The following is a 26541-nucleotide window of genomic DNA, read 5'->3' on the forward strand; positions in this document are numbered from 1 at the left end:
ACCGGACATATGTAATAATTGTCATCTGTTTATGCATCTGATTAAACGTATTGTTTAATTTGGCTTTAAAATAGTTGTAGATTCAGATATGCTATCACTATGTTGAAGAACTATTTTAAGATCGCATGGCGGAACCTGCTTAAAAATCCACAGGCTACCTTCCTGAATCTTGTCGGCTTATCCACAGGGCTGGCAGCTTTTCTACTGATTTATTTATGGGTATACGATGAACTGAACGTTGACAGGTTTCATGAGAAACGTAGGCAGCTGTTTCAGGTCATGGAAAATGTAAAGGATGGCAGAGGTACCATCACCAATGGGGGAACACCGGCCTTGCTGGCGGATGCACTTAATGGTACAATGCCTGAAATTGTGTATGCTGCCACCACCACACCACCGTCCTGGTTTCCGGAAATCACTATCTCAACAGGTGAGAAGCCTGTGAATGCCGCTGCACTATTCGCAGGAAAGGATTACTTCAATATATTTTCTTATCCGCTGGTACAGGGGAATAAAGCGACCGTACTGGCAGACAGGGACGGTATGGTCATCTCGGAAGCGCTGGCCATGAAGCTATTCCACACTACCGAAAATGTGATTGGTAAAACCATCAGCTGGCAGATACAGGAGTTTAAAAAACACAGTACTGTCTCCGGCGTGTTTAAGGGTACTCCCGCTAATTCTTCTATACAGTTTGACTTTGTATTATCTTTTGAGGCATTTAAGGAATTGATGGGCATAAAGGGCGTGTTAGACAGTCAGAATAGCGATGGGCCCTTTTTCACTTACCTGGTGTTAAAGAAAGGGACGGATGTAAACGCTTTTAATAAACAACTGAGTGAATTCCTGAAAACCAAAAGTAAGGGTATTCCCCGTGATCTTTTCTTACAGCCCTATGCAGACAATTATCTCTACAGTGAATTTAAAAATGGCAAGGCCGCAGGGGGCAGGATTGCTTATGTGAAATTGTTCTCATTGATTGCGGTACTGATCATGCTGATCGCCTGTATCAATTTTGTTAATCTCTGCACCGCGAAATCTGCCGGCAGAATGAAGGAGATCGGTATCCGGAAGTCGATGGGCGCACGTCGCAAAACGCTTGTTTTTCAGTTTATGGGAGAATTCATGTTGCTGGTCTTCCTGGCACTGTTGATAGCCCTTTTATTGGTGATATGCCTGCTGCCGGCCTACAATGAGATTACTGGCAAACAGGTAGCTTTACGCCCCGATCTTAACCTGATGCTGTCTGTACTGGGTATTACATTTATTACGGGACTTATCGCAGGCAGTTATCCTGCTTTTTATCTTTCCGGGTTTAATCCGCTGGAAGTCCTGAAAGGACGCATATTGAAAGGAAGCGAAGGTCAACTATGGGCACGCAAAGGGCTGGTGATATTCCAGTTTACGATGTCTGTTGTGTTCCTGATAGCTGTTATTATCGTTTATCGTCAGCTGAATTATATACAAAATAAAAAGCCGGGTTATGACAAGGAACATGTCGTTTACTGGAATGCAACCGGTAAGGTACCCGCTGATATGGATGGATTTTTGTCAGCAATAAAGCAGATCCCAGGTGTCGCCAACGCATCGGGAATGGTGGCGAATGTGCTTTCTACGGGACCAGGTGTACCTGTGAAGTATACGGTAAATGGACGGGAGGAATTGATCGCTTTCAACTCCCTGCAGGTCTATTATGGCATGATTGAAACCCTGGGGATTGAAATGGCCGCAGGACAAACCTTTTCCCGAAATTTCGGCGCAGAGACTGATAAAATCATTTTCAACGAGGCCGCGATTAAAGCATTGGAGATTAAAGACCCGGTAGGAAAGATCATTGATTTCCGGGGCAAAAAGCTCCAGATCAAAGGAATGATCAAAGACTTCCATTTCCAGTCATTGCACGAAAAGATCAGACCCATGTATATCATACCGGATCAGCTGGTAGGAACAATCATGGTAAGGACAAAAGCAGGTATGGAACAGGAGGCTTTAGCAAGGCTGAGTGCTTTTTACAAAGACTATAACCCGGATTTTCCATTTGAATATAAATTCCTGGATGACGATTACCAGGCGCAGTATATAGCAGAAAAAAGAGTCGCCACTTTGTCTAAATACTTCTCGGGATTAGCGATGTTGATATCCTGCCTGGGATTACTTGGACTGACAGCTTTCACCCTGGAAAAAAGAAGCAAAGAGATCAGTATCCGCAAGGTGCTGGGCGCTACCGGTAATAATATTGTATTGATGTTTTCTAAGTCATACCTGGTATTTGTATTATTGGCCGCATTACTGGCGGTGCCACTGGGATGGTGGATCATGAATAGCTGGTTACAGGGCTTCGCATACCATGTTAATATCGGTGTAGATGTTTTTCTGATTGCCTTAGGGGCTGTATTACCAGTTACTTTATTATCTGTGATTTTTATCGTAGTCAGGGTGGCCTGGGCAAATCCGGCGACGAGTTTAAAGGCAGAGTAGCCTTCGGTATCTCCATATAAACAAAAAAGGCCTTCTCTTGTGAGAAGGCCTTTTACAGTATTGGCTTATGCTATCATTAATTGTCCGTTTTCTGTTCCGCCAGGAAACTTACCACGTCCCTTATTTCTTTCTTTGACAACAGCAGTTTCATATCCGGCATACTGGACTCCGCATATTTTTTATTGACGATCTGGTCGGCGGCGATGGTGCGTTCTTCCTGTCCTTCTTTGATCTTTAGTGCTGTTTTGGTTTCTCCCTGTAGGATGCCGGTCAGTTTTTTACCATCTTTCAGCTCAAGCGTCACCATACCAAAACCAGGAGCCAGTCTTGCACTCGGTGTAATAAGTGCCTGCAATATCTGCTCTCTGGTGATCCGTCCGGCAACGCCGTTCAGTCTGGGACCTGCGTTACCTCCCCGGTCATCATACGAGTGACAGCGCATACACTGTGAATTCTGGTTGTGGAAGAATATCTGCCTGCCACGTTTAGGATCGCCTCCAAGCAGACAACTGCTGTAGGAAGCCATCAGATCGTCCGGCGATACTTTGCTATTGATTGTTTTATAACGGGTAGCCAGTGCGCTGGAACGACTGCTATCAATTGCTTCTCCTAACTCAAGATAGATACCTTTATCCAGTTGTCCGGCAGCCATTTTATCCAGTAATTCGCTCAGTGGTTTTTCCACATATTGTTGTGGCAGTTTACCCAGTGTCAGCAGGGCTGCCTGTTTTTCCTCCACCGTTTTATTGGCAATCACGCCCATGAGCAGTTTTACCATCACGTTTTCAGAGATATGCATTTTACCCAACAGATCAAGACCTGCTACACGTACCGCTTTCTCCTTGTCAGTCAGGGCGGCTGTAATACCCTGTTCCATACCTGCGTCCTGTAAGGCGACCAGCGCTTCTAATGCGGCAACGCGCATATCAGCATCGTGGTCTGCCTGTACAGCCGCCAGCAATGATGTTCCTGCCTGTTTGATCTGTAATTTGGCAATCGCTCTGGCAGCGCTGATACGTACCGGTAACTCTTTGTCTTTTAATAAGGCGGTAAGCGGAGAGGTGGAAAGATGCACTACCGGAGCTGCGTTTCTTTTTATTTCTCCCCTGAGGCGGCCATCTACACGATCCAGTACGGATGGTTTAGCCCATACACTCAGTGCGTCTATAGCTTCTGCACGCATAGGAGCAGGGCTACCCGCTTTTTGTGCGTAGGAGAGAAGATTATTTAGTGCACTGTCTGTACCTACCCGCAGATTCGCATTGATTGCACGTCGGATCAGGGCTTCATTTTTAAAGGAAGTAGTGACCAGCAGTTTGGCCAGTGCCGGTAAAGCATCTTTAATAGACAGATCATCGTTGATGGCACGGGCAGTTTCTGTTACGACAAATTCATCTTTATCATTCAGAAATGCCGCAATACCCGGATGACTCATTCTTCTGAGTGTTACGACTGCCGCTATACGCAGCGCACGCGAAGGATTGTTGGCCAATGCGATCAATGGCGCTGCCTCTCCTATACGCGACAATGCCAGCGTACCGGCATGACGCTGATAGGCGTCTACATCGTTATTGGCTTCAAGATATGCAATCAGTGGTTGTACCGCAGGTGCATATGCTATTCTACCCAGTGCCTCTGCTGCAAAGAAACGTGCACGGCTGGCAGTATCTTTTAATAATGGCACAAGTGCTGCACCTGCTTCTTTGTAACGGATATCTCCCAGCCATTTGGCTGCCTGGGCCCGGATCTCCGGATCGTTATCCTTCAGGAGTGGTAATAAAGCTTTCGCATATTGTTTATCCTGACGTGCCAGCTGGCTCAATCCCCATATGCCGTGTACCCTTGCCAGTTGATTGTCTGTTTGTTTCAATGCCTGTTCAAACAATGGTGCGCCCTTTTCCTTCCGTTTTACCAGTTCAAACTGGGCTTTCATACGTACACGCATGTCCGGGTTGTTCAGTAAGCCAGCGAGATCGGCTTCCTTACGTTTGCTGAAATCTTCTGCCAGCAGTGCTTTGGTTAATTTACGTTCAGCACTGGCAGCGTCTTTTTTATCATCCAGTTTCCAGATACGTCCATAGTTATGGGTATCCCAGCCATCTATCCAGTCAGCTACATAGAGTGCGCCATCCGGACCAAAATCAATACCGGTCGCCAGTATGCCCCCCAGTACTTTCTTATGTTCGCCCAGTTCGAAAGTGGCGCCTTTAGGATTCAGTTTGAAGGCGTGTACGCCGGAGTTGGATGGATTGCCTACAAACTCTGCCACAAAGAAGGTATTCTTATAAGCAGGGCCTAATGCTGTACCAGGATTGTATACAAAACCAGCCGGACCACTTACAAAATTACTGATGCAGGGAGTAATGTAAGCCGCCTGTCCTTCGAAACGGGGCAGGTACATCTTTTCATCCATCCATACTTTATAGGTGTTGTTGTCCGGATCATTATATTTACCATATTGCCAGTTGCTGCGCCAGCCCTGATCGCCACCATTTACCAGGTATACCAGGCGTTCCTTTTCACCAGGATGGTCGCCGTCATTGTCTTCACTGATAATATTACCATATTCGTCAAAGGCAAACTCGTGTGTATTACGGATACCATATGAATAGATTTCAAAATCGCTGCCATCGGGATTGGAGCGGGCTAATACGCCACAGTTAGGGAAAGACCATTCTTTACCATCAGGGCCTTTGCCGTTAAAACCGATGTCACCTATCTGCCAGTAGATACGCCCATCAGGCCCCATTTCCACACCTGACATACCATGGCCGCTAAAGCCCACATGAACGGCATAGCCATGAGAGATAGAAGTCTTTTCATCTGCAATACCATCGTGGTTTTTATCTCTAATACGCCAGAGGTCAGGCGCGACAGCCAGGTACAGATCATCGCCGTCACTCAGTACACCACCGGCAACGTCAGTCACTTCATCGTGAAAATCATCTACAACCATTTGTGACTGATCAGCGACTCCGTCTCCGGTAATATCATCTAAGCGGTATACATGTTCTTTTTCTATGGCCAGGTCACGCCAGTCGTGAGAACTGTCGCCATTAAGATCTTCCAGCCACAGGTTCCGTTTACTGTTTTCAGGAGATAACTCCTTGTGCAGGAAGGCGCGGCGGTCTTCTACGGTTTGCAGACTGATAGATGGTATCTCCCAGTCCCGGTGTCCGCGAATATCAAATTCGGAATGTTTTTGCCGGTCAGTAGTCGTATAGTATACACGTCCCTGATCATCTATATCGATACCAATAGGAGAGATCACAAGCGAATCAATCCCCCAGAGACTAAGGGAAAGTCCTTCCGCCAGTTCAGGTTTCACAATACTGGTGATTGAGTCCGCCAGGTGAGCTGTAAGCGTCGTATCCATCCGTTTGATCCGCTTGTCTGCGGGGCCGGAATCTTGTTTACAGGCGGTGAGACAGGCCGCAGAAAAAAGCAGTGATGCCAGAATAGGACCTTTTAAAGCAAGCAGTTTTTTCATATGAGGAAGCAATAATTGTCGGTTGTACACACTTTTTGCATGACCGATTAAGATAGGTTAAAAAAAATCGACAATGGAATATTTTTTTTGAATGGAATCGCCTGCTATTTTGACATTCAACGGTAATGTATAATGTTATTGATTGAATCATCCGGTTGGCAAGGGATGACTAAAGAAATTTCGGTGATCCCATATCAAGGGGGCCATTTTCCGGCCAGGGACCATCGGGAATACTTAACTCGCTATGTGGCCAGGCCATCCATTTGTCGCGGGACATACCGGCGGCCGTAGTCAGATTTTGCAATACAATAGAGAGATCTGCCATCCGCCATACATCTTCATTAGGATCTTCCTCCTGACCAGCAGATGCTGTCATGGCTTCCTGTCCTGTGCGTGATAATACCAGGGTAGAACATGGCGGACTCCAGCAACCTAATCCGCCAAAAACAGCCTGTAACCTGGCAGTCACTTCAATACCACCCACAGAATCCATTGTGACTGCACAGGCGACAGGTTTGCCGAAAAAGGCAGGCGTATTTTCAAATGCAGTCATGACTTCTATAAAACGCTGTAACGGGGAACTCCAGTTATTCCAGTATACACCGCTGATCACCAGAAACGCATCACAATCTACTAACAGATCATATACCTCCCGGACTGACGGCAACGGCGCTGCAAGTGTGAGCTGTTTTACGGCCTGTTGCAGGTCATGTTCCAGTATTTTTACGGCTGCAATTGCCACAGCGGCTGAATTGCCTGTTGTGCCACGAAGGGAACCATTGATGATCAGTATCTTTTTTGCCGTAACTATCATGTTGTCTGTTACAGATTGTTTTATCGGGATCAGTTGTTAATGGTGTTGCACATGGTTGTCTATCACGACTCTCACCCGCGCCAGGTGATGATCATCATGCTCTGCTACAAAGTAGGCCAGATCAATGATGCGCATAGGCGTTTTCAGTCTTGGATGCAGGGCCGTCTTTTCTAACTGTTCATCTGTCAGCGCAGAAAGTTTCTTTACAAAGGCTTCTCTTTGTTCTCTGAACCTTTGCAGGAGAACAATAGTCTTTGTGGAATTATGGTCCGCATTATGGGTCGTCTGATTAGTAAGATCAGCTACTCTCAGTTCGGTCTCGCCATGTGTCAGGTCATCCGTTCTGCCTGACCACAAGGGTTCCATATCACCAAGATGCCCGATCTCTTCTTTGATGCTCCATTTGCCATCATCTTTCAATGTCAGGAGCTCAGTATCCAAGGCGCCGATGATCTCTTCCACACGGGCGGGTGTACCACAGAGTCTTTCTATAATAGCGGGCAACAGACCGTTGTCTTCGATAACAGGAAATTTCCTTTTAAACCATTCAGTTCTTTTCATAGTGTAATGAATATGTCCGTGTCAAATGTATGGAAATTCCTGTTGTAATTGCTCCCATGCCATACAGGCATCACCTGTATGGCTCCCATGCGGTTACAGGTGAGCTGGGAAGACGCCGCTGCTTTTTCACTGGCAAACGTAAAGGAGAATCAGCCAAAATTTCTTACTACCTTTCGGGACGTACGTTACGTGAAGATCGTGATCCTGGAAAGTTACAATGGTAGCTACACGCATCTGGCGGAACTAAAATGCTTTTAGGGTTTAACAGTTATATCAAAACACAACAATGTTTTTTAAAATCAGACTTTTAGGAATGCTCCTGCTGTCACAGTGGCTAACAGCCGCCGCACAGACGAAAGAGACAGGGGACGTTCCGGTGGAAATTGAAAATCCACGTATTACAGGTATCAACAAGGAGGCAGCTCATGCAACGCTCATGCCTTACAGTAATCTCACAGAGGCGCTTAAAGGAAACAGGAAGGCTTCTTCCCGAAGTCTGTTGTTAAATGGTACATGGAAGTTCAACTGGGTTTCCTGGCCACAGAAAAGACCGGTGGACTTTTATAAACCAACTTACAATGTATCCGGATGGGATACCATCACCGTTCCTTCCAACTGGCAGGTGAAGGGCTACGGCACGCCCTTTTACAGTAACTACAATTATACTTTTCAGAAGAACTTTCCCAGGGTAATGAGTACCCCGCCAAAGAACTTCACCGCATTTACAGAAAGAAACCCTGTAGGTAGCTATCGCCGCGATTTTACGCTACCTGCCACCTGGAAGGGTAAAAAGGTCTTTATTGGCTTTGAGGGTGTTGATGCGGGCTTTTTCCTGTGGATCAATGGCCGTAAAGTTGGTTACAGTGTAAACAGCCGTAACCTGGCCGAGTTTGATGTGACGGACTTTGTAACGCCGGGAAAGAATACCGTTGCGGTCGAAGTATACCAATACACGGTTGGCAGCTACCTGGAAGACCAGGATATGTGGCGGCTCAGCGGTATCTTCAGAAGTGTGTATCTGTGGAATGCGCCACAGCAACATATTCGTGACTTCAACGTTAAAACTGTATTTGATGCCGGCTATAAGAACGCCACTTTATTGGTCAATGCAAAGGTGAAAAACTACAGCCAATCGCCTGCTGCTGCCCGTAAACTGGATGTAAAACTATATGAAGCTGGCAAGACGGTGGTAGTCGCCACTGGCAGTGCCAACGTACCTGCTTTGCAGGCTGGTGAGGAGAAAATAGTACAGCTCAGTATAGCGGTCAATAATCCGCAGAAATGGACCGCCGAAACACCGAATCTCTATACAACCGTCCTGACATTGGGAGAGGAGCTTTTAAGCACGCCTACCGGTTTCAGAGAAGTAAAGATCGAAGGCAGGTCATTGCTGGTAAATGGTGTACCTGTAAAGCTGAAAGGTGTAAACAGGCACGAACATTTTCCGGAAACAGGGCATAGCCTGAATGAAGAACAGATGATCCGTGACCTGGTGCTGATCAAACAGGCCAATTGTAACCACGTCAGAACCTGTCACTATTCAGACGATCCGAGATGGTATGAACTCTGTGATAAATATGGTTTATACGTCCTGGCAGAAGCCAACCTGGAATGTCATGGCGCGATGAATGAATTCAACGAAGAACCGTCTATCAAAGATGCCATCATTGATCGTAACATTGCGAACGCGGAGAACTTCAAAAATCATCCTTCCGTTATTATCTGGTCGCTTGGCAATGAGTGTGGTGATGGGGGTACTAACTTCCGTGCCGCATTACAGGCCGTTAAACAGATCGATCCGGACAGACCGGTACATTATGAAGGCTTTGGTATCGGTAAAAACAATCCGGCTGATATTGATAGCCGCATGTACACCGGAACCGGTGAAGTAAAACAGATCGCAGAAAATAAGGATTTTACCAAACCTTTCTATCTCTGTGAGTATGCACATGCGATGTTTAACTCCATGGGTTCAGTAGATCTCTATAATGAATTGTTTGACCAGTATCCTTCCCTGCTGGGTGGTTGTATCTGGGAATGGCAGGATCAGGGATTATGGAACAGACGTAACAGAACACACCCGATCACTGCTTATGGCGGTGGTTTTGGTGAATATCCTAACGATAGATACTTTATCCATAAAGGAGTAATCGCTTCTGACAGATCGCCTAAACCGCATTATCCTGAGTTGAAACATGCTTATCAATGGATCTCAGTGAAAGGTGCAGATCTGTCTAATGGTCTGATCAGCATCCGTAACCGCTATCAGTTCATCAGCCTAGATGCATTCCATGGCAAATGGGCTTTGCTGAAGGATGGTGTAGCTGTGGATAGTGGTCTTATTACAGATATGAATGTGCCGGCAGGGAATGAAAAACAAGTTAAATTGCCGCTGAAAGCGTTACAGGCAGGTGCAGAATATTTATTGAATGTATCATTCTTCACGAAGCAGGCATCTTTATGGTCGGGTAAGAATTTCGAAATTGCCGCCCAGCAATTACAGCTGAGCGCCGGCGCTTTTGCTACCTTTTCTGGTATGGCAGCTGCAGCACTTCCTGTATGGAAAGCAGACGATAGTACGATCCAGGTAAGCGGAAAAGGCTTTGCGCTTACTTTCGATAAACATAAGGGTACTTTCTCTAAGATGACCAGCAATGGTAAGGAGCTGCTGAATCAAAGCGGCGGACCAAGACTCCATCTCTGGCGTGCACCGCACAGAATAGATGATATGTGGGCAGATGAAGGCTGGCAGAAAGCTGGTCTGAGAGACCTGAAATGGGAAGTGGAAGGAACTCCGCTTGTAAAGGATTCAGCCAATGTATTGTGCATCACTGTCAATCTCACCGGGAAAGGAAAGAATGATTTCGTCGTACGTCATCGTGCTCTTTATATGATCAGTAACAACGGACAGATACGCGCTCTGAACAATGTCACATCCAGTGACACAACACTTGTCATAGCGCGTCTGGGCGTGAGGATGCTCCTGAACCCTCAGCTGGATCAGTTCTCCTTCTATGGTCGTGGTCCGCTGGAAAACTATAGTGACAGAAAGAGCGGTTTCCCGCTTGGTATTTATAACAGCACAGTGGTACAACAGCTGACGCCTTATGAAAAACCAATGGAAGCAGGTAATCACGAAGACGTACGTTGGGCAACGCTGAGCGCTGGTACTGGTAAAGTATTACGGGTAAGTAGTGTGGCTGAACCGATGCAGGTATCCGCATTACCATATACCGATGAAGAGATGGAACCTATCGGATATAAGATAGATCTTCCGCCGGTAAGCAGTACCGTACTGACCATCAGCAGATATACCCTGGGGGTGGGCTCAAATGGTTGCGGACCACGTCCGTTACCTCCCTACATGGTATATGCAAAACCTACTACATTCAGTTATGATCTCTGGCTGGGACAGTCTGAATAAAGTTGTTTGACCTGTAGAGAGTCCGCCGTCAGGCGGACTTTTTTTATTTTTACCCCTTACGCTATCCGGAAAAAGATTTACGCTATCCGGAAATTCACCACCTGGTAACAAATCCCCTTTTCATTTTATTATTTCTTTGTAGTCTCTTTTACATCAACCAGAATCCAGTAAATAATCATGAGACGACTACAAGCTGTTTTTTTCCTCCTTTTCCTGACTTCAGTTGTCAATGCACAACAGCAACACGGCAGTATCAGCGGTATTGTAAGCACTAAAAATGGTGAACCGGTAGCGTATGTAACCGTAGGTGTCAAGGGGACATCATATGGCGCTACGACCACTGATAAAGGAAACTTCCGTATTAATCGTATTAATCCTGGTACTTATACAATCAGTGTCAGTGCTGTTAACATCATTTCGCAGGAGAAACAGGTAACGGTTAACGCCGGCCAGAATGAGATAATTAATTTTGAACTGGACCTGAGTAATACCCAGCTGAAAGAAGTAATGGTAAATGCCCGTAGCAACAGTGTGAAGATGGATAACCCATCTCAGTCCCTGCGTTTACAGGAACCACTGATCCAGGTGGCACAGAATATCCAGGTTGTGTCAGCACAGTCTATCAGGGAACAGCAGATCATCAGCATGAGTGATGGGATCATCCGTAACGTGAGCGGTGCAGTAAGATTAGAACACTGGGGCGACTTATATACAAACATTACCATGCGTGGTTCACAGATAAAGGCTTTCCGGAATGGTTTCAACGTCGTGAGTTCCTACTGGGGACCACTGACAGAAGATATGAGCTTTGTTGATCACATTGAATTTGTAAAAGGACCTGCGGGTTTTATGATCTCTGCCGGTGATCCAAGCGGATTATACAATGTAGTGACTAAAAAGCCGACCGGTCAGACTAAAAACGAGTTTAGCTATACCGTAGGTAGCTTTAACCTTAACCGTGCGTCACTGGACCTGGATGGTAAATTGAGTAAAGACGGCAAACTGTTATATCGTCTCAACCTCTCCGGACAGAACAAAGGTTCCTTCCGTGCCAATGAATTTAATGACCGTTATGCCATTGCTCCGGTACTTTCATACCAGGTAGACGATAAGACGAAATTAACGGTAGAATATGTTTACCAGCGTGCGAATATGTCAGACGTCGGTTCTTACTATATATTCACGCCTAAAGGATATGGTGCATTACCAAGGGATCTCTCTGATCTGCCTTCCGGTTTGCCACCAACGAAGATCAATGACCACAGTTTTACCGTGAATCTCCAGCATCAGATCAATGAAAACTGGAAACTGACTGCCCAGGCTGCCTATTATAAATATAGCCAGGATGGTACTTCTATGTGGGCTGATTCCGTGGAAGCAGATGGGAGATATTACAGGAATGTCGGTATATGGGAAGCTAAAAGCGCGATGTCCCTGGGCCAGATCTTCTTAAATGGCAAAGTAACTACCGGCCCTGTCGTACACAAGATCTTAGCAGGTATTGATCTGGGTGATAAGCGATATACCGCTGACTACGCACAGACGCATTCACTGGATACAGGATCTGCTCCTTTTGATCCCAATCATCCCAACCTCGATTATCCTTCCAACGGGTATCCGGTATATGATCGTACTTCAAGCCTGGAAGCAAGAGCGGCGGCGGGATTTGGTCTGATTAACTCCAATTATTCCAGCCTTTACCTGCAGGATGAACTGGGCTTCCTGAACAACAGGATAAGATTAACACTGGCAGGTCGTTATACCTACATCAGTCAGTCTGACTTTGGTACAACATCGAAAGCAAAACGTTTCACGCCGCGTGTGGGACTGAGTGTTTCTATTGACGATTTCACTGCTGTGTATGGTTTGTATGACCAGGCATTTACACCACAGGCGGGCGCTGTCAGTATTGGTAAGTTAAAACCATTGACAGGCAATAATATTGAATTTGGTATCAAAAGAGACTGGCTGAATGGAAAATGGAATACCACTGTAGCGGTATACCGCATATTGAAAGAGAACGAACTGACAGCTGATCCGAATGCCCCTGCTAATTCCGGTCTGAGCATCGTATTCGGCCAGCGCAGAGCGCAGGGTATAGAGTTTGATCTTCGTGGAGAATTACTGCCGGGACTGGATCTGACAGCCAACTATGCATTGACTGAAGCGAAAGTAAGTAAGGTAAATCCAGGTATCTCTGAAGCTACCGGTATAAAAGTAGGGGATGTAGTACCCGGCTATTCCAAGCATGTGGCAAATGCCTGGCTGACTTACAAGTTGCTGAACGGCGCTTTGAAAGGAGCGGGCGTTTCTGCCGGCTTTACTTACCTGGCAGGTCGTGAGACGGATACCTGGAGTGTTGGTCTGCAACGCTTACCTGATTACTTTAAGATGGAAGGTGGCCTGTTCTGGGAAGGAAGTAAGCTGCGTATCGGTGCTAACGTGTTTAATATCTTTGATAAGTATTTATACAGCGGTTCTTACTATTCTTACCTGAATGCTTATTACTATCAGGCGGAAGCACCACGTAACTACCGGCTTTCTGTTTCCTACAAATTCTGATCTTTATAGTAAATAAAAAATCGCCCGGTCATATTGGCCGGGCGATCTACAGCCGTTCTACAAATGCGCGCATTTTCTGAAGACCATTTTCATCAGGGAGGCTGCCATATCCAGCTCCCATATTATCTGCCAGATGTTTTGGGTTTGAAGTGCCAGGTATCACACACGTCACAGCCGGATGTGCCAGTATATACTTCAGGAAGAACTGCGCCCAGCTGTTGATCTCATAGTCTGCCGCCCAGGCAGGTAAAGACTGTCCTTTCACCATACGAAACAATGATCCGGAGTCAAAGGGCTCATTGATGATGACCGCCACACCACTGTCCCTTGCCGCCTTTAGCAAACTACGTTCTGCATTACGTTCTCTGATGGAGTAGTTGAACTGTACAAAGTCAACCGCCTTAGACTTTACTATCTGCTCCAACTGATCATGTGCAGCGGATGTATAGTGCGTGATACCCGTATAACGTATTTTTCCGGCTTCTTTCCACTGGCGCATTGTTTTCAGATGCGTTTGCCAGTCCTGCAGATTATGTACCTGCATCAGGTCCATTTTGCGGAGTTGCATCTTTTGCATGGAATCATTCATTTGCCGGATCCCGCTTTGCTCGCCGCTGGTCCATACTTTAGTCGCATAAAAATATTTGTCTGCATTCCCTGATGCGGCACTCAGTTCACCGACGACGGTTTCTGCTTTTCCATACATAGGAGACGAGTCTATTAAGCGGCCCCCCATTTCCAACATGCTTTTAAGCACATTGATCAATGGTTCACGGGCACTGGCATCTGGTCCTACATCAAATTGCTGCCAGGTACCAAGTCCTACCACTGGCAGTTTTTCTCCTGTAACAGGAATCTCTCGTTGTAACATAGTTGAATTGCGGATGGTCATTGTCCGGGATATACCGGCAAAAGGTGCTGCCATGACACTGAGACTGGCAGTCCCTATCATTTTGATGACCTTCCGCCGTGAAACCTGATCCATACCATTATTGTTTATGATCAAAAATTAATACTTTTCATTTAAATAGCCATGTGCAGGGACGGCTGTTATAAATATCACCGCCATGCTTATCTTTGAAGGCTATATAATCGCGTGTTATGGTGAGTACTTCCCTGTCATTGACATTACCGGCTTCGCTGGGACAGGTATCAGCAATATGTATGGTACCTGAAAATCCTGTTTGTATGATGACCCTGGCCCATGGTGCAGGTGCTGGTATGGAACATGTATTTATGGAAACATTGGCCGGATCGCTTGCTGCAGGAGGCATCGGGACACTACGTTTTAACTTCCCGTTTACCGAGCAAAAGAAGTTCAGACCAGACGCTCCGGCGGTTGCCCATCAGACGATCGCGACTGCCATTGACAAGGCGCTTGAATTATATCCTTCATTGCCGCTTTTTGCGGCAGGAAAATCATTTGGCGGCCGTATGTCTTCTCAGTACCTGTCTGTCAATCATCGTCAGGACGTAAAAGGACTCATATTTTACGGTTTCCCCCTGCATCCTGCCGGTAAGCCTTCTATTGAAAGAGCGGAGCATTTAAAAGAGGTTAAACTGCCTATGTTGTTCTTACAGGGAACAAAAGATACCCTGGCTACTATGGAACTGATAACAACTGTATGTAAGTCCCTGAAGAAAGCTACACTGGTGAAACTGGAAGGCGCAGACCACTCTTTTAAGGCAGGCAGGAACAAAGACACGATACCGCTGTTAACGGCGGAAACTAAAGGGTGGGTGGAAAAGCACTGATCTGATATAAGCGTATATTTGCTGAAACATTAACCCCTAAAATTCATGTTTATGTCCAGATACACACTTCTTCTGGTCAGCATCTTATGCTTTCAGCAGACCGTCGCACAGGTAAAGGAAGAGAAGGCGCCTGCTACCCTGAAATCCGTATTGTTAGCGCAGTATAAATCTACCTGGGATCAACAGGAATGGTTTGTACCTGTAGAAAAAGGAATTGAGGGTATTACTGCTCAGCAGGCATCCTGGAGACCCGCTGATTCCAGTCACTCAGTAGGAGAGCTGGCTTATCACCTGCTCTTCTGGAACAAACGGCTGCTGGATCAGTTTAACGGGAAAAAGGAAGCCGATTTCAACGGAAACAATAACCAGACTTTTGACGCATTTACAGAAGCATCCTGGACGTCCATTACGCAACAATTAAAGCAGGTAATGGCAGACTGGGAGAAAGCGATTGAAGGAGCGGATGAAGCAAAACTCCGCTCCTGGTATGGCAATATTGCGAATATGAATACGCACAATGCCTATCATACAGGACAGATCCTCTATATCCGTAAACAGGCGGGTAACTGGGATGCTGCCAAAGGCGTAAAGTAATACAACAGATATAAACAGCTATGCCCCGTTATGCAGAATCGGGGCATAGTTATTTAAGACTGTCGTACACGATAATAAGTAGCCATATCTGTAGAAGAAAGTTTCGTAAAACCAACCTGTCGTAATGCATTGACTAACTGCCCCCGATGATAGGTAGAGTGATTGAAGACATGTACACAGGTTTGTGAAAATTCCATTTGCATTTCACCTCCTCTTGGCCATTTGAACACAACGGGTCTTTGACAATCTTCCTCTGCACAATTTTCAATGAATCGCTTTAGTCCTGCAGATGCGTTTTCCCATATTGTAATGAGATCCTGCCTGCTACCCTCGAATCCGGCTGATAAATAAACCGGATCAGCAACATTGTGCCAGAAGTCAATCCATACCTTTTCCGCACTGGCAATATGCACAGCTGTTTGTCTGACGCTTGGGAAACTACTGCTGATCACCTGTTGCCATTGCTCGTCACTGATCTGTTGTAACCATTCAATAGCGATGCCGTTTGCCCAGGTATTATAATCAGCAATAGCCAGCAAAAATTGTTTATGCATCGTCTTAATGCTTTTGTCCATAAACAATTAAAGATGCCTTTGCCAGCGTCATGAAGTGCAGATTAAAGCCAACAAAAGCAGGTGTCGTATGTTGGTCTAATTCCAGTTGTTTACCAAGGGCATACACGGTGATCAGGTAACGATGTGCGGGTCCTTCATTGGGCGCTGCGCCTGCATAGCCGGGTATGCCCAGATCTGTATTGCTTTGTATTGCTCCCTGCGGTAATAACTGTTTATCAGGATCGCCTGCTCCGGATACTAATTCATGAACGTCTTTAGGAATATTAAAAACAACCCAGTGCCAGAAGCCACTACCGGTAGGTGCATCGAGGTCATAGATGGTTACAGCGAAACCTTGTGTATCTGCCGGTGCATGTTCCCAGTATAATTGTGGTGACTGGTTTTCTCCCTGATAGCCCATGCCATTGGCATATTGCTGATTGTTCAACTGACCGCCAAGCTCTTTGCTTTTCAATGTAAATGTTGGTAATAATGCCATGATCTTTTGCATTTTGTTTGAATGATAATGCAAAGGTAGCGGCAAGGGTAGGGGGCAAAAGATAGGCGCCCGTCCAGAAAGTGTGGCTGGACGTTCAATCTGCTAATTGATACTGTTTAGGGGTTTTACCGTAGATCTGTTTGAAGGACTGAATAAAGCTGGAAAGGTTTTCATAACCCAGTTCATAAAAGATTTCGCTGGCTTTCAGTTTGTCCTGCTTTAGCATTTTAGCTGCTTTCTCCATCCTTTTTTCCAGTAACCACCTGTTAGGCGTATTGTCATAAATCCGGGCGAATCTGCGCTTGAAGGAAGAAAGACTCATATTGCATAGAAACGCAAGTTCTTCAACGGTGATATTACTGTCCATATGCGAAGTAACCGCCTGACGGATCACCAGGTCCTCATTCGCATCGGCACTCATATTCCTGATCTGTTGTATCTGTCCCGGATAATGTACGGCCAGGTAGAGAAACAATTCCTCCAGTTTTACTTTTTGTAACGCATGGTAGATAGGCTGACCATCGTTTAGCATACAGTCAAGAGAATGTATGAAATTCAACAGGAATGTATCTTTTTCAAATAAAAGAAAGGGAGGTTGATCTGCTACTTTTGTCTGTTGACTAAGTAATGCCCTATGCCGGTTAAAGAAATCAGCTAATAGTTTATTATCAAATAAAATAAGGATACTATGGTAGTCTGCATTTACTGCTGCTGCTTTTTCACTCATCAGACAATTTCCCGCTGCCAGCATCACAAACTGATGTGGCTTTAACGTTACCTGTGCGCCTGCAAAATGAACCGTTTTCTCCCCTTCCAGCAGAAAGGTGATCAGGTTCTGCTGTAGCATGATCTTCGCTCTGGGAGCAGGCGTACTGGTACGGTAACGAAGAATGGAAATATCTCCTTCGTCTTGTTTTCCAAATGATGTATGCGGATCCAGTGCGTGCTCGTTCATAAATAAACATACGCAGTATTATCAGCGTATCGAGCAAAGTTAACGAAAATGGCGTTTCCGGTGATGTATTGATCCCCTGTTTGATCATACTCATCCTTCGTTGATGCTTCGTTCAAAAGGAAGGAATGCACGAAGGATGAGTATGATTAATATTCGGGATGAGTATTGTTATATAGCTGTAATTTAATGTTTGATCCGATGATCTCCGCTGGTTGATTATCCACATTTAATCGGTAATGTTGTGGATAATCTCCGCTCTGTTGCAACAGGACTCCCCTTGAATATCGGTAAATTTATATAGCACAAAATATATGTATGGCCAGACAAAGATCTATCATACCCTTTACCGGTAAATTAGGTATACCGGCATAAACAGTTTCCTGACAAAAATGCCTGAAATCGTCACGAATGGCATATTGCACATTCCTGCACAGGAAATATTGTCAGTGCTACGCTGGAGTCAATTCTCTATTGTCCGTATATGCTTCCTGCCGACTACCTGTTCCTTTTCGTCCTTAGTCACCTGCGGGTACATGCACACCATATCAAGTCCACCTTTACTCCCTGTCATCGGCTACTTTGATGCGTCGCATCTATTGTACTGATTGATATCTCTGCCGTTTCATTACCTTGCAGGTATTCAATCCCAAAAATGATGTCAGCAGAAAATATAGAGATCACTGATTATACAGCTGTTTGGAAGGCTGCCTGTATGGAAGCTTTTATCTCCAATGTGCCCGACTATTTCGCCACAGCAGAAATTGCTCAGTTTGAGGACTGGCTGGATAAAATGAATGAGGATCTAATGTACTGGCACTATTACGTGGTTTTATCGGGAGATATATTGATTGGCTGCGGCGGTTTTGTCTATGAAGAGAAACTGAACAGGGTGACCTTTGCATGGGGATTGATCAACAGGAAATATCACCGGCAGGGAATGGGGAAGCTACTACTGACATACCGGCTTGAAAAGATCCGTACATTATATGCCGGCGCCGATATCATATTGGACACTACACAGTTTAGCCATACTTTCTTTGAGCAATATGGATTCGTCACCGTAAAGTATACAGAGAACGGTTATACTATGGGCTTACACCGATACGATATGATACTACATGCAGGGAAATAAAAGGACCGGCAGGAAGCAAAGCCACCCACCGGTTCCTGTTTGATTTTTATTTGTATCAGAAAGGTACGTTTGCATAGTTGTACCAGGTCGTATCCAGCGAAATAGCAAAGCCGGTTCCGCCTCCTAATGGATTATAGATATTACCTGACATAACCGTTCTGTAACCACGTGAGAATGGCACATAACGCATTTCCTTTACCTTACGTTCGCCCGTAATTTTATCCGGATACACAATCGTAACAGTTAGCTCGCTATTAGGTGACAGCAACTGTGTACTGAAATTTGTACGGCTGTTTCTTTTCAGCACAATACCCGGATCAGGAATCTGCTCGTCAACATATCCATTGATATAGTTGATGGAACGGTAAGCAGGAGAGGTATATATCAGTACACTGCTATCGCCGGGCCAACTGGCTTCGGGCGCATCCAGGATATTTACTTCCACTCTTCCTACAATACGATTTGGCCATATTGCTACTGTCTGTGCAGGGCCATAACCGGTTACAGTAAAATAAGCGCCACCAACAAATATGTCTGGTGCAGAAACATTCATTGGATAAGGGGCATCCGGCATCCGGATCCGCAATCCATAGTAAAAGCTGGTATCCACTATTTCCACAGGATCGGTGGCGGCAATCAGGGTGATGGTGTAACGATTGGCCGGCAATGTGTCTACAAGACTACCAAAATCGGCATCATCAGCGCTTTGGTGTATTCCTTTTACATACTGACCGGACTCGTTATAGAGCAGGTAGTAAAGGTGTGATACTTTTCCTGCCAGTGCGGAATCTCTGAGGTTACCATTGTTGCCCGCTTCTCTGCCGGAAGGATTAGGTAATTGTTCCAGTTTTTGGAGGAAACCGGTCACACTGAAACTTACGGGGAATCTTTCGCCATTGTTTGCAGGCGGATTGGGAGTGTCTGTTGGTGCTTTGTCTTTCTTACATGCAAACAGAACAATAGACAGTACTGCGACTGCCAGGAGCAATTTTCTCATTGGAGTGTGTTTTAATGTGAAAACAAGGGATTATGGATTGTAAGCGTGTTATACGGATTTTATCTCGCCAGCCGGCCTTATTGTTTTTGTAAACCGTATAGCACACGCACAGGTAAAAGGGGATAAGGACAGTGTATACACTGCCGGAAATAACTTTCTCATAAACGCATGTTGGTATTAAATAACAATAGATATAGGCGTCATCGCAAACAGATTGCTGATGATCAGGGAATAATTCGTATTAATCTGACGAAATGGTGTCGGATTGAATGTTAATACTACAATGTTGGACACACCGCTATGCGCCGCTATTGCTGATAAATAACTTTCTCATGTGAAATGTGGTTAACTGAATAAATAATTGGATTATCGGGCCAAACAATCACTATTTCAGGTATAGGTATTAGTTGTTAGTGAGTCTTGGTTAACGAATACGAACTTAGTAAAGTTTTAACATAAAACGAGCACTTTGAATAAAAATCTATGCATAATTTTTTTTGCTAAGTGTTCATGCCTGGGAAAGATAGCCGGCATGAAAATTAAAATGGACAAACCTGATACTTTTCAGTTTGTCCATTTATATGTCGGGCGTCAATAATCGCTATAAAAATGTTGTACAGGTCATCAATCAGAGATAACGGAAAACCTGTTTCCGGTATTCTTCAAAATCATTTTCTGTAGAGATCGTGTTAAATCGTTCCTGTTTACCTTTACTATTCTCTCTCACCAGTATTACGCTCATGCCGCCTACTATTGTGCGTTTCGCTTTATCAAATATTAATTCCAGTTCGATCAGGTCCTTTGTGGCCTGTAAATCTTCTACACGATTCACTACAATTACAAAATCTTCCATTTCATCTGTTTAACGCAAATGTAGGACTTTACATCACTATTTCCTGCCTGCCGGTGTAAACAGTGATCGCATACCGTTTTTAAACATACTGTATAACATACCTGCGCCTATGAGTAACATGGGGATACCCAGGAATGCAAACCAGCGGGGATATTTTTTGTCTTTATAGTAATCCACTTGTTTACATGGATCGCGGTGAAAATGTACCGTTGGATCATTAGGATCATACCATACATCAAGTTCTTTATAGGAAGGGACGATGTTGACGGTAAACTGGCCATTATAGTCCTGTCCGTTTACAGTATACACATACTTGAAGGTGTTCATATTGGTCCCGTTTGTCCCCTTGAGTGCTATCTTGGTCGTTGTATAATCTTCTGATATCCGGCCTTTCGTTTTCACGGAATTTTTACATAATTGCGCATACATGGCGGCATCTTTCTCGGAGGGGTAGGAAAGTCCTTTGTCCGTTAATTGCCAGCCTGCCAGTGTGAGCGCAAGGCCGATGGCGACTTTAATGATGATTGCTTTCAGGTTCATATAGGTATATGGGTTTAAGTGCTTATTAAGAACAGGGGCATTCGCAATAGCCAGCGTACATGCTAATCCGCTGCAATATTATAAATATTTATATAAAATAGGAAGGCTGGCCATACGGCAGGTTGAATTTCATTCCGGCAGCCAATGGCTACAGAATGGCTTGATTTATGCATTTCCTACGCACATTCACTGAGCGGGGGACTGGCATTTAAAAGAACCTTTGTGTATATTAGCGACCGCGCTCAATTAACCCATAAAAATCAGACTTTAAAAATGAAGCGGACCACGATATGGATGTCTTTCTGTACAGCCTGTTTACTTATAAGCCTGGTATCCTGTGAACCACGCAAGGCAATCACATTGAAAGAAACAATTGCGCAAAAGGAAAGGGTCGCCTATAAGATCCTGCTGGATAAGAACGGCCCGGAGTCTAAAAAATTAGACTTGCTGGTAAAAGAGGATTATCCGGGAGCACTTGCCCTGCTGAACGAAGAAGAACAAGCTTTCAACGGACTGATCAGCAGTCTTGATAGTTTATCCGTTGATGATATCAAACAAGGGAGTGCCTTAAAAAAGGCAGCTATTGACTATTATGCGGCCCTGAAGGAACTATATACTTACGATCGGATTCAGATCGCACACCAGGACTCTCTGTCCGGTTTAAAGGGTGAAGCCTTATATGCAGGACAGCAGAAAATACTTGAATTAAATAAACAGAAACAACTGCTGTTTGACAAGGTATTTGAAAAAGAAAGTGTCTTTCATAAAGAACAGGAAAGCTTTAATACAGCCAACAATATTAAATGATTGCCCTGGCTGGTTTACAAATAATAAAAGATGAAACGAATAATCAACACACTCACCGGCTTATCCCTGCTGACTTTAACAATGTATACCTCCGCATCGTCTGCGCAGGATAACAAGACAGTTCCGCCAGGTACTTATCAGAATCCCTTATCCGTGGAATTCGGAGATCCTTATGTATTACATGTAAAAGGAGACAAATACTACATGTATGGTACCGGTGGTACCGCGCAGAAAGGATATGGCGCTTATTCCTCCACAGACCTGGTAAACTGGAAAAATGAAGGCCAGGTATATTTCGCCAGTAACGTCAATGGTTGGAGTGATTCTACTGCCAGATGGGATGGTGCGTACTGGGCGCCGGAAGTATATGAAAAAGACGGGAAATTTTATATGTTCTATAGCGCTCAATGGAAAGAGAATCCTACGAACGAAGAAGAAAACTTCCGTATCGGAGTCGCTGTGGCTGACAAACCCACTGGTCCTTTCGTTGATCTGTATAAACGACCAGTTTTTGATCCTGGTTATCCGGTGATTGATGCAAACGTATTGATGGACCAGCAGGGTAAGATGTATCTCTATTATTCCCGTTGTTGTTATAAACACCCGGTAGAGAGTGAATTTGCCGCCTGGGCAAAACAGAAAGGATGGTTCCGGGAAATTGAAGAAAGTTGGGTGTATGGCGTTGAATTAAAGCCTGATTTTAGCGGGGTAATAGGTGAGCCGGTACTCTTACTGCGTCCGCCTGTGAGAATGAGCGATAGACAGGCCGAATGGGAAAGCCGCTCTGTGACATCAAAAGAAGTGAACCGTAGGTGGACGGAAGGTTCCGTGGCATTTAAGAAGGATAACCTGTACTATATGATGTATTCGGCGAACTACTTCGGAGGGAAAAATTATGCGGTAGGTTATGCTACATCAGCAAGTCCTTTAGGCCCGTTTAAAAAAGCGGCGAACAATCCGGTATTGCAGAAGAATGTGGAAAAAGGAGGTGTCGTAACAGGCACCGGACATAATAGTGTTACCTATTCGCCAGATGGAAAGGAAATGTTCTGTGTGTATCACGGAAGAACAGCTGCTTCAGGTGATCAGCGGGTGGTCTTTATTGACAGAATGAAGATTCCTAAAAAGGGTACACTTATAGTCGAAGGACCAACAACAACACCACAGCCACTACCGGCAAAATAGTTATTGTTATTACGTATAAATAGTAAAAACAACTGCCCGGATAAATCATTCGGGCAGTTGTTTTTATTGTAACTATTGTCTGATAATTTCCTCCGGCGAGATCTTCTCATTTGCTATGTCAGCTGAGGTATATTATCTTCGCTGTATAATATATCCTGTCCTTATTCCTATGGAGAAATCAGCTTCTTTTACCGGATATGGCTTTCGCCATGCATGTATCACCCTTATAGCTTTTATTTGTGTCCTGGTGGCAGTTATGAATTGCACCGTAACAAATGTGGCGTTTAACGAGATAAGGGGCAACCTGGGTGTCTCGCTGGATGAAGTCAGCTGGGTAACGACTGTATATGTACTCGCCTATATAGCTATTATCCCTTTCAGCAACTGGCTTTCCCGGAAACTGGGTAACAAGAAATACCTCATTATCACACTTATCCTGTTTATCGTTTCTTCCTTTCTCTGTGGCAACGCTACCAGTATAGAAGAACTGTTAATTTTGCGTTTTTTACAGGGATTAGGTGGAGGCGCTATGCTGGTATTGTCACATACAATGATCCTGGAAAACTGGCCGCCGCAAAGACGGACTACTGCCCAGGCATTTTTTATATTGGGTATGTTGGGTGGAAATATGCTGGCTGCGCCTTTTGGTGGATATATAACAGACAATTACACCTGGTCTTATATTTTTTATCCGAATATACTGGTGGGTATCCTGCTGTGTATACTGGTCCTTGTTTTTGTAGAAAACAAACGATATCAGCAACGGGAAGACTGGCTGGGAACGATCATGGTGAGCATCGGAGCATCCTGCCTATATCTGGCGCTGACAAGAGGACAGCAGGAAGAGTGGTTTAAGAGCCCCTTTATCATTGTTCTGCTGCTATGTGGATTGGTGGGGCTCGTTATTTTTATCCGCAGAGAATTAGAATGGATCACCCCACAGGGAGAGAATGGTTTATTGCGGAATGTGAGTCTGCGTAATGGTCTGATATTAGCATTCGTTGCCGCCTTGGGTATAGCCGCTTCCTCTTCTACGATAACAATTCCGCTCCGATGGCACGCACAATTGCCAAAGATATCCCCCTGGCTGGTGATTGTTTGTATTATTTTGGTAATGGCCCTGATCACGATCCTCATAGAAGAAAAGAAGGCCCTGAAATACATATTGGCAGCAGGTCCGATCCTGTTGATTATTTATAACTATATGGTATTCCAGCAGCCGGTAGCACCGAAGTATACCACCTACATATACTATCTGCTGGCTGTACGGATACTGGCTGTCATATTGTTGTCCATATCAGTAAGCACATTCGTCTTCTCAAAACTGGAAAATAAAGAAATCGGCCCCGGGGTACGCATGTATCACCTCGTACAGCAACTGGGTTTAGCCCTTGGTATTGCGTTATTTTCTGCATTTACCTACAAAGCGCCGGAACCAGATTACACAAGGTTCTTAGGACACCTGGACCTGAAAGACCCGGTAGTACAAAAGGCGATCAGGGAGAGTACTACCTCCTTAGATCAGGTACGTGCTGAAGCATTCGTTAGACAGGCGCATGATACGCAGGTTGGCGTGGTGAAAGCCAACTTTATGCTTATGATAATTGCGGGCATTATTTTAACGGTACTTATCTTTTCAGTGCGGCAGCGGATTAAAATCAATTCAAAAAACGACAGCAAATAAAAGCATTGTTATGCTGGTCCTCATTACAGGACCAGCATTAGGGTGCCCTGTTGCTGGATAAGCTGATTTTTATTATCTGTATAAGTCATCGTCCATACATAAGTACCCGCTGGCAGCGCTGCTTCCTTATATTTGCCATTCCAGGAAGCGCCAGGATCACGTGATTCATATACAAGCTGTCCCCAGCGACCGTAAACAGCCAGGCGATAGTCAGAGATATTATCCTGCAATCTCACACGGAATACGTCGTTTTTACCATCTCCATTCGGACTAAAGGCTGTAGGTACGAAAACAGCACATTCCCGCCACTCACGGGTAATGACAGCTTCTCCACCGGCAGAACAATTATGGTTGTCTGTTATGATATACTGGTACGTACCTGCATCAAGTTTACGGATGATACTATCCTGCTGTGCTAACCCGGATTGCACACTGTAAGTATAAGGTCTTGTTCCTCCGGCTGCCGTCAGGATAATCTGTCCGTCTGAGGCACTGTTACATGTTACGCTGCTGGTCTGTGCATGTTCGACTGTCAGAGGGGCTGGTTCTGTGATGTAGATATTTACTGTAGCGGTACACTGTTGATCTGTAATTGTAAGCGTATAATCACCTGCAGGCAAATTGCTAAAAATCCCGGTCGTATTCACGGCACCATCATCTAACTGATAGGAATAAGGCGCTTGTCCGCTGTTGGAATAGATTTCAATAGCCGCATCTGCGCTGCCATAACAACTAACAGGCGTCACCTGTTGTGTAAGTGCCATGTTATATGCTGCTACTTCCACCTCTTTATTGACTACTGATCCGGAAGCGCCGCTGAGGGTGAGATGATAAGTGCCGGCTGATAAGCCGTTTACTTCATTAGTGGTATAGTTGCCGGGCGTCCAGAGATAAGTGTATGTATCCACAGGATTTGGGATCGTTACACGCACAAAGCCGGTAGCTGCTCCAGGACAGGATGCACCCGTTTCGAGTACATAGTTCATGGTTTCATTGATGGTCGACAGATTGTCGATATCGGTGGTCACATTAGCCGTATCTCCATCTGCGGAAACAGCCGTGATACGTATATAGTTAATATCAGATGAAGGCGTGAAGACTGCTCTGTAACGTTGCCAGTCGGCATGGTAGAACTTTCCGGAGGTATAGAGCCGTTGTTCCGGACCGCCCTTGATCGCACTTCCCATAATGGCCATACAGCCATAATAAAGGCTGTTAATGCCCGGATAAGGATTATAGTCGATCGTCTTCAGATCGAACGATAATTCGTACGTTCTGTTGGTATAAAGCGGTTCATCCAGTTGCTGTCCTATGGAATGGGACCAGAACTCAATTTTTCCCGGTGGATTGGAATAAGAGTTGCGGCTATACAATCCCCATAATTCTATAAAATATTTTCCATCAGCAGCAGGTGTTGAGGAATTCCAGGCAAAGTCTGGTCCTACAATAGGATAAGGCATATCGCTGTCCCATTTGTCTGCGATGACGGAAGTGCCGGGTGTCTTTGGATCTAGGGAAGGATTTTTAAGCGGAATGACCTGTTGCGCATAGCTTGTGGAAACTATCAGGAGAAGAATAAATTGCAGTGCATATATGTACCTCGTATATTTATTGCCGCGCATACGCATTACCAGTTATTATAGGGCGATACTGTAAT

Annotated in this window: 21 protein-coding genes; 10 read left to right on the forward strand and 11 right to left on the reverse strand. The window is 45.0% G+C overall.

All coding sequences use genetic code 11. From position 1 onward, the window contains the following. Positions 1-99: 99 nt before the first annotated feature. Entirely contained in the window at positions 100-2478 is a 2379-nt protein-coding gene (locus CPIN_RS12320) for an ABC transporter permease (protein WP_012790128.1), read from the forward strand. 76 nt (positions 2479-2554) lie between these two features. On the opposite strand, the gene CPIN_RS12325 is transcribed toward CPIN_RS12320, so the two are convergent. From CPIN_RS12325 to CPIN_RS12335, 3 genes are all read right to left on the reverse strand, one after another. After that, positions 2555-5968 (reverse strand): DUF7133 domain-containing protein, encoded by a 3414-nt coding sequence (locus tag CPIN_RS12325; RefSeq protein ID WP_012790129.1) that lies wholly within the window; start codon positions 5966-5968, stop codon positions 2555-2557. 169 nt (positions 5969-6137) lie between these two features. Next, a complete protein-coding gene (locus tag CPIN_RS12330) occupies positions 6138-6782 on the reverse strand; it encodes an NAD(P)H-dependent oxidoreductase (RefSeq protein ID WP_012790130.1) in 645 nt (214 codons plus the stop codon). A gap of 36 nt (positions 6783-6818) precedes the next feature. Beyond that, positions 6819-7343, reverse strand: coding sequence for a DinB family protein (locus CPIN_RS12335; protein WP_012790131.1), 525 nt, complete (start codon positions 7341-7343; stop codon positions 6819-6821). Positions 7344-7421: 78 nt separating this feature from the next. On the opposite strand from CPIN_RS12335, the gene CPIN_RS12340 reads away from it, so the two are divergent. The 3 genes from CPIN_RS12340 (at position 7422) to CPIN_RS12350 (ending at position 13329) form a co-directional block, all read left to right on the forward strand. Continuing rightward, positions 7422-7601, forward strand: a complete 180-nt coding sequence (locus CPIN_RS12340; protein ID WP_012790132.1) for a hypothetical protein — start codon at positions 7422-7424, stop codon at positions 7599-7601. Between the two features lie 28 nt (positions 7602-7629). Then, positions 7630-10767, forward strand: coding sequence for a glycoside hydrolase family 2 TIM barrel-domain containing protein (locus CPIN_RS12345; RefSeq protein ID WP_148230552.1), 3138 nt, complete (start codon positions 7630-7632; stop codon positions 10765-10767). Positions 10768-10944: 177 nt separating this feature from the next. After that, complete coding sequence (locus tag CPIN_RS12350) at positions 10945-13329, forward strand: TonB-dependent receptor (protein ID WP_012790134.1); 2385 nt, start codon at positions 10945-10947, stop codon at positions 13327-13329. A gap of 46 nt (positions 13330-13375) precedes the next feature. On the opposite strand, the gene CPIN_RS12355 is transcribed toward CPIN_RS12350, so the two are convergent. After that, entirely contained in the window at positions 13376-14314 is a 939-nt protein-coding gene (locus CPIN_RS12355; protein WP_012790135.1) for an aldo/keto reductase, read from the reverse strand. A gap of 116 nt (positions 14315-14430) precedes the next feature. Between CPIN_RS12355 and CPIN_RS12360 the strand changes: the two genes are divergently transcribed. Both CPIN_RS12360 and CPIN_RS12365 read left to right on the forward strand, forming a co-directional pair. Continuing rightward, on the forward strand, positions 14431-15084 hold the full coding sequence (locus CPIN_RS12360) for an alpha/beta hydrolase family protein (RefSeq protein WP_012790136.1): 654 nt from the start codon (positions 14431-14433) through the stop codon (positions 15082-15084). A gap of 51 nt (positions 15085-15135) precedes the next feature. After that, complete coding sequence (locus tag CPIN_RS12365) at positions 15136-15678, forward strand: DinB family protein (RefSeq protein ID WP_012790137.1); 543 nt, start codon at positions 15136-15138, stop codon at positions 15676-15678. Between the two features lie 53 nt (positions 15679-15731). Here CPIN_RS12365 and CPIN_RS12370 read toward each other — a convergent pair whose 3' ends face one another. The 3 genes from CPIN_RS12370 to CPIN_RS12380 all read right to left on the reverse strand — a co-directional run bounded on the left by CPIN_RS12370 (position 15732) and on the right by CPIN_RS12380 (position 17686). After that, entirely contained in the window at positions 15732-16232 is a 501-nt protein-coding gene (locus tag CPIN_RS12370; RefSeq protein ID WP_044221431.1) for a DinB family protein, read from the reverse strand. Between the two features lie 4 nt (positions 16233-16236). Continuing rightward, entirely contained in the window at positions 16237-16731 is a 495-nt protein-coding gene (locus CPIN_RS12375; protein WP_012790139.1) for a YbhB/YbcL family Raf kinase inhibitor-like protein, read from the reverse strand. A 94-nt stretch (positions 16732-16825) separates the two neighbouring features. After that, positions 16826-17686 carry a helix-turn-helix transcriptional regulator gene (locus tag CPIN_RS12380; RefSeq protein WP_012790140.1) on the reverse strand — a complete coding sequence of 287 codons (861 nt, stop codon included), beginning with the start codon at positions 17684-17686 and terminating at the stop codon, positions 16826-16828. A 655-nt stretch (positions 17687-18341) separates the two neighbouring features. On the opposite strand from CPIN_RS12380, the gene CPIN_RS12385 reads away from it, so the two are divergent. After that, the gene (locus CPIN_RS12385) at positions 18342-18818 is read left to right on the forward strand and encodes a GNAT family N-acetyltransferase (RefSeq protein ID WP_012790141.1); all 477 of its coding nucleotides are present in this window, start codon (positions 18342-18344) and stop codon (positions 18816-18818) included. A 55-nt stretch (positions 18819-18873) separates the two neighbouring features. On the opposite strand, the gene CPIN_RS12390 is transcribed toward CPIN_RS12385, so the two are convergent. The 3 genes from CPIN_RS12390 to CPIN_RS12400 form a co-directional block, all read right to left on the reverse strand. Continuing rightward, complete coding sequence (locus CPIN_RS12390) at positions 18874-19815, reverse strand: hypothetical protein (RefSeq protein ID WP_012790142.1); 942 nt, start codon at positions 19813-19815, stop codon at positions 18874-18876. Positions 19816-20443: 628 nt separating this feature from the next. Beyond that, entirely contained in the window at positions 20444-20668 is a 225-nt protein-coding gene (locus tag CPIN_RS12395; protein WP_012790143.1) for a hypothetical protein, read from the reverse strand. Between the two features lie 36 nt (positions 20669-20704). Continuing rightward, positions 20705-21208, reverse strand: coding sequence for a hypothetical protein (locus CPIN_RS12400; protein ID WP_012790144.1), 504 nt, complete (start codon positions 21206-21208; stop codon positions 20705-20707). 273 nt (positions 21209-21481) lie between these two features. Between CPIN_RS12400 and CPIN_RS12405 the strand changes: the two genes are divergently transcribed. From CPIN_RS12405 to CPIN_RS12415, 3 genes are all read left to right on the forward strand, one after another. Continuing rightward, on the forward strand, positions 21482-22015 hold the full coding sequence (locus CPIN_RS12405) for a hypothetical protein (protein ID WP_148230553.1): 534 nt from the start codon (positions 21482-21484) through the stop codon (positions 22013-22015). A 30-nt stretch (positions 22016-22045) separates the two neighbouring features. Next, positions 22046-23200 carry a glycoside hydrolase family 43 protein gene (locus CPIN_RS12410; RefSeq protein ID WP_012790146.1) on the forward strand — a complete coding sequence of 385 codons (1155 nt, stop codon included), beginning with the start codon at positions 22046-22048 and terminating at the stop codon, positions 23198-23200. 169 nt (positions 23201-23369) lie between these two features. Further along, positions 23370-24884, forward strand: coding sequence for a DHA2 family efflux MFS transporter permease subunit (locus CPIN_RS12415; protein WP_012790147.1), 1515 nt, complete (start codon positions 23370-23372; stop codon positions 24882-24884). Positions 24885-24907: 23 nt separating this feature from the next. On the opposite strand, the gene CPIN_RS12420 is transcribed toward CPIN_RS12415, so the two are convergent. After that, on the reverse strand, positions 24908-26506 hold the full coding sequence (locus tag CPIN_RS12420) for a T9SS type B sorting domain-containing protein (protein ID WP_012790148.1): 1599 nt from the start codon (positions 26504-26506) through the stop codon (positions 24908-24910). Positions 26507-26541: the final 35 nt, after the last annotated feature.

The sequence above is a fragment of the Chitinophaga pinensis DSM 2588 genome (genome assembly GCF_000024005.1).
Classification (GTDB): domain Bacteria; phylum Bacteroidota; class Bacteroidia; order Chitinophagales; family Chitinophagaceae; genus Chitinophaga; species Chitinophaga pinensis.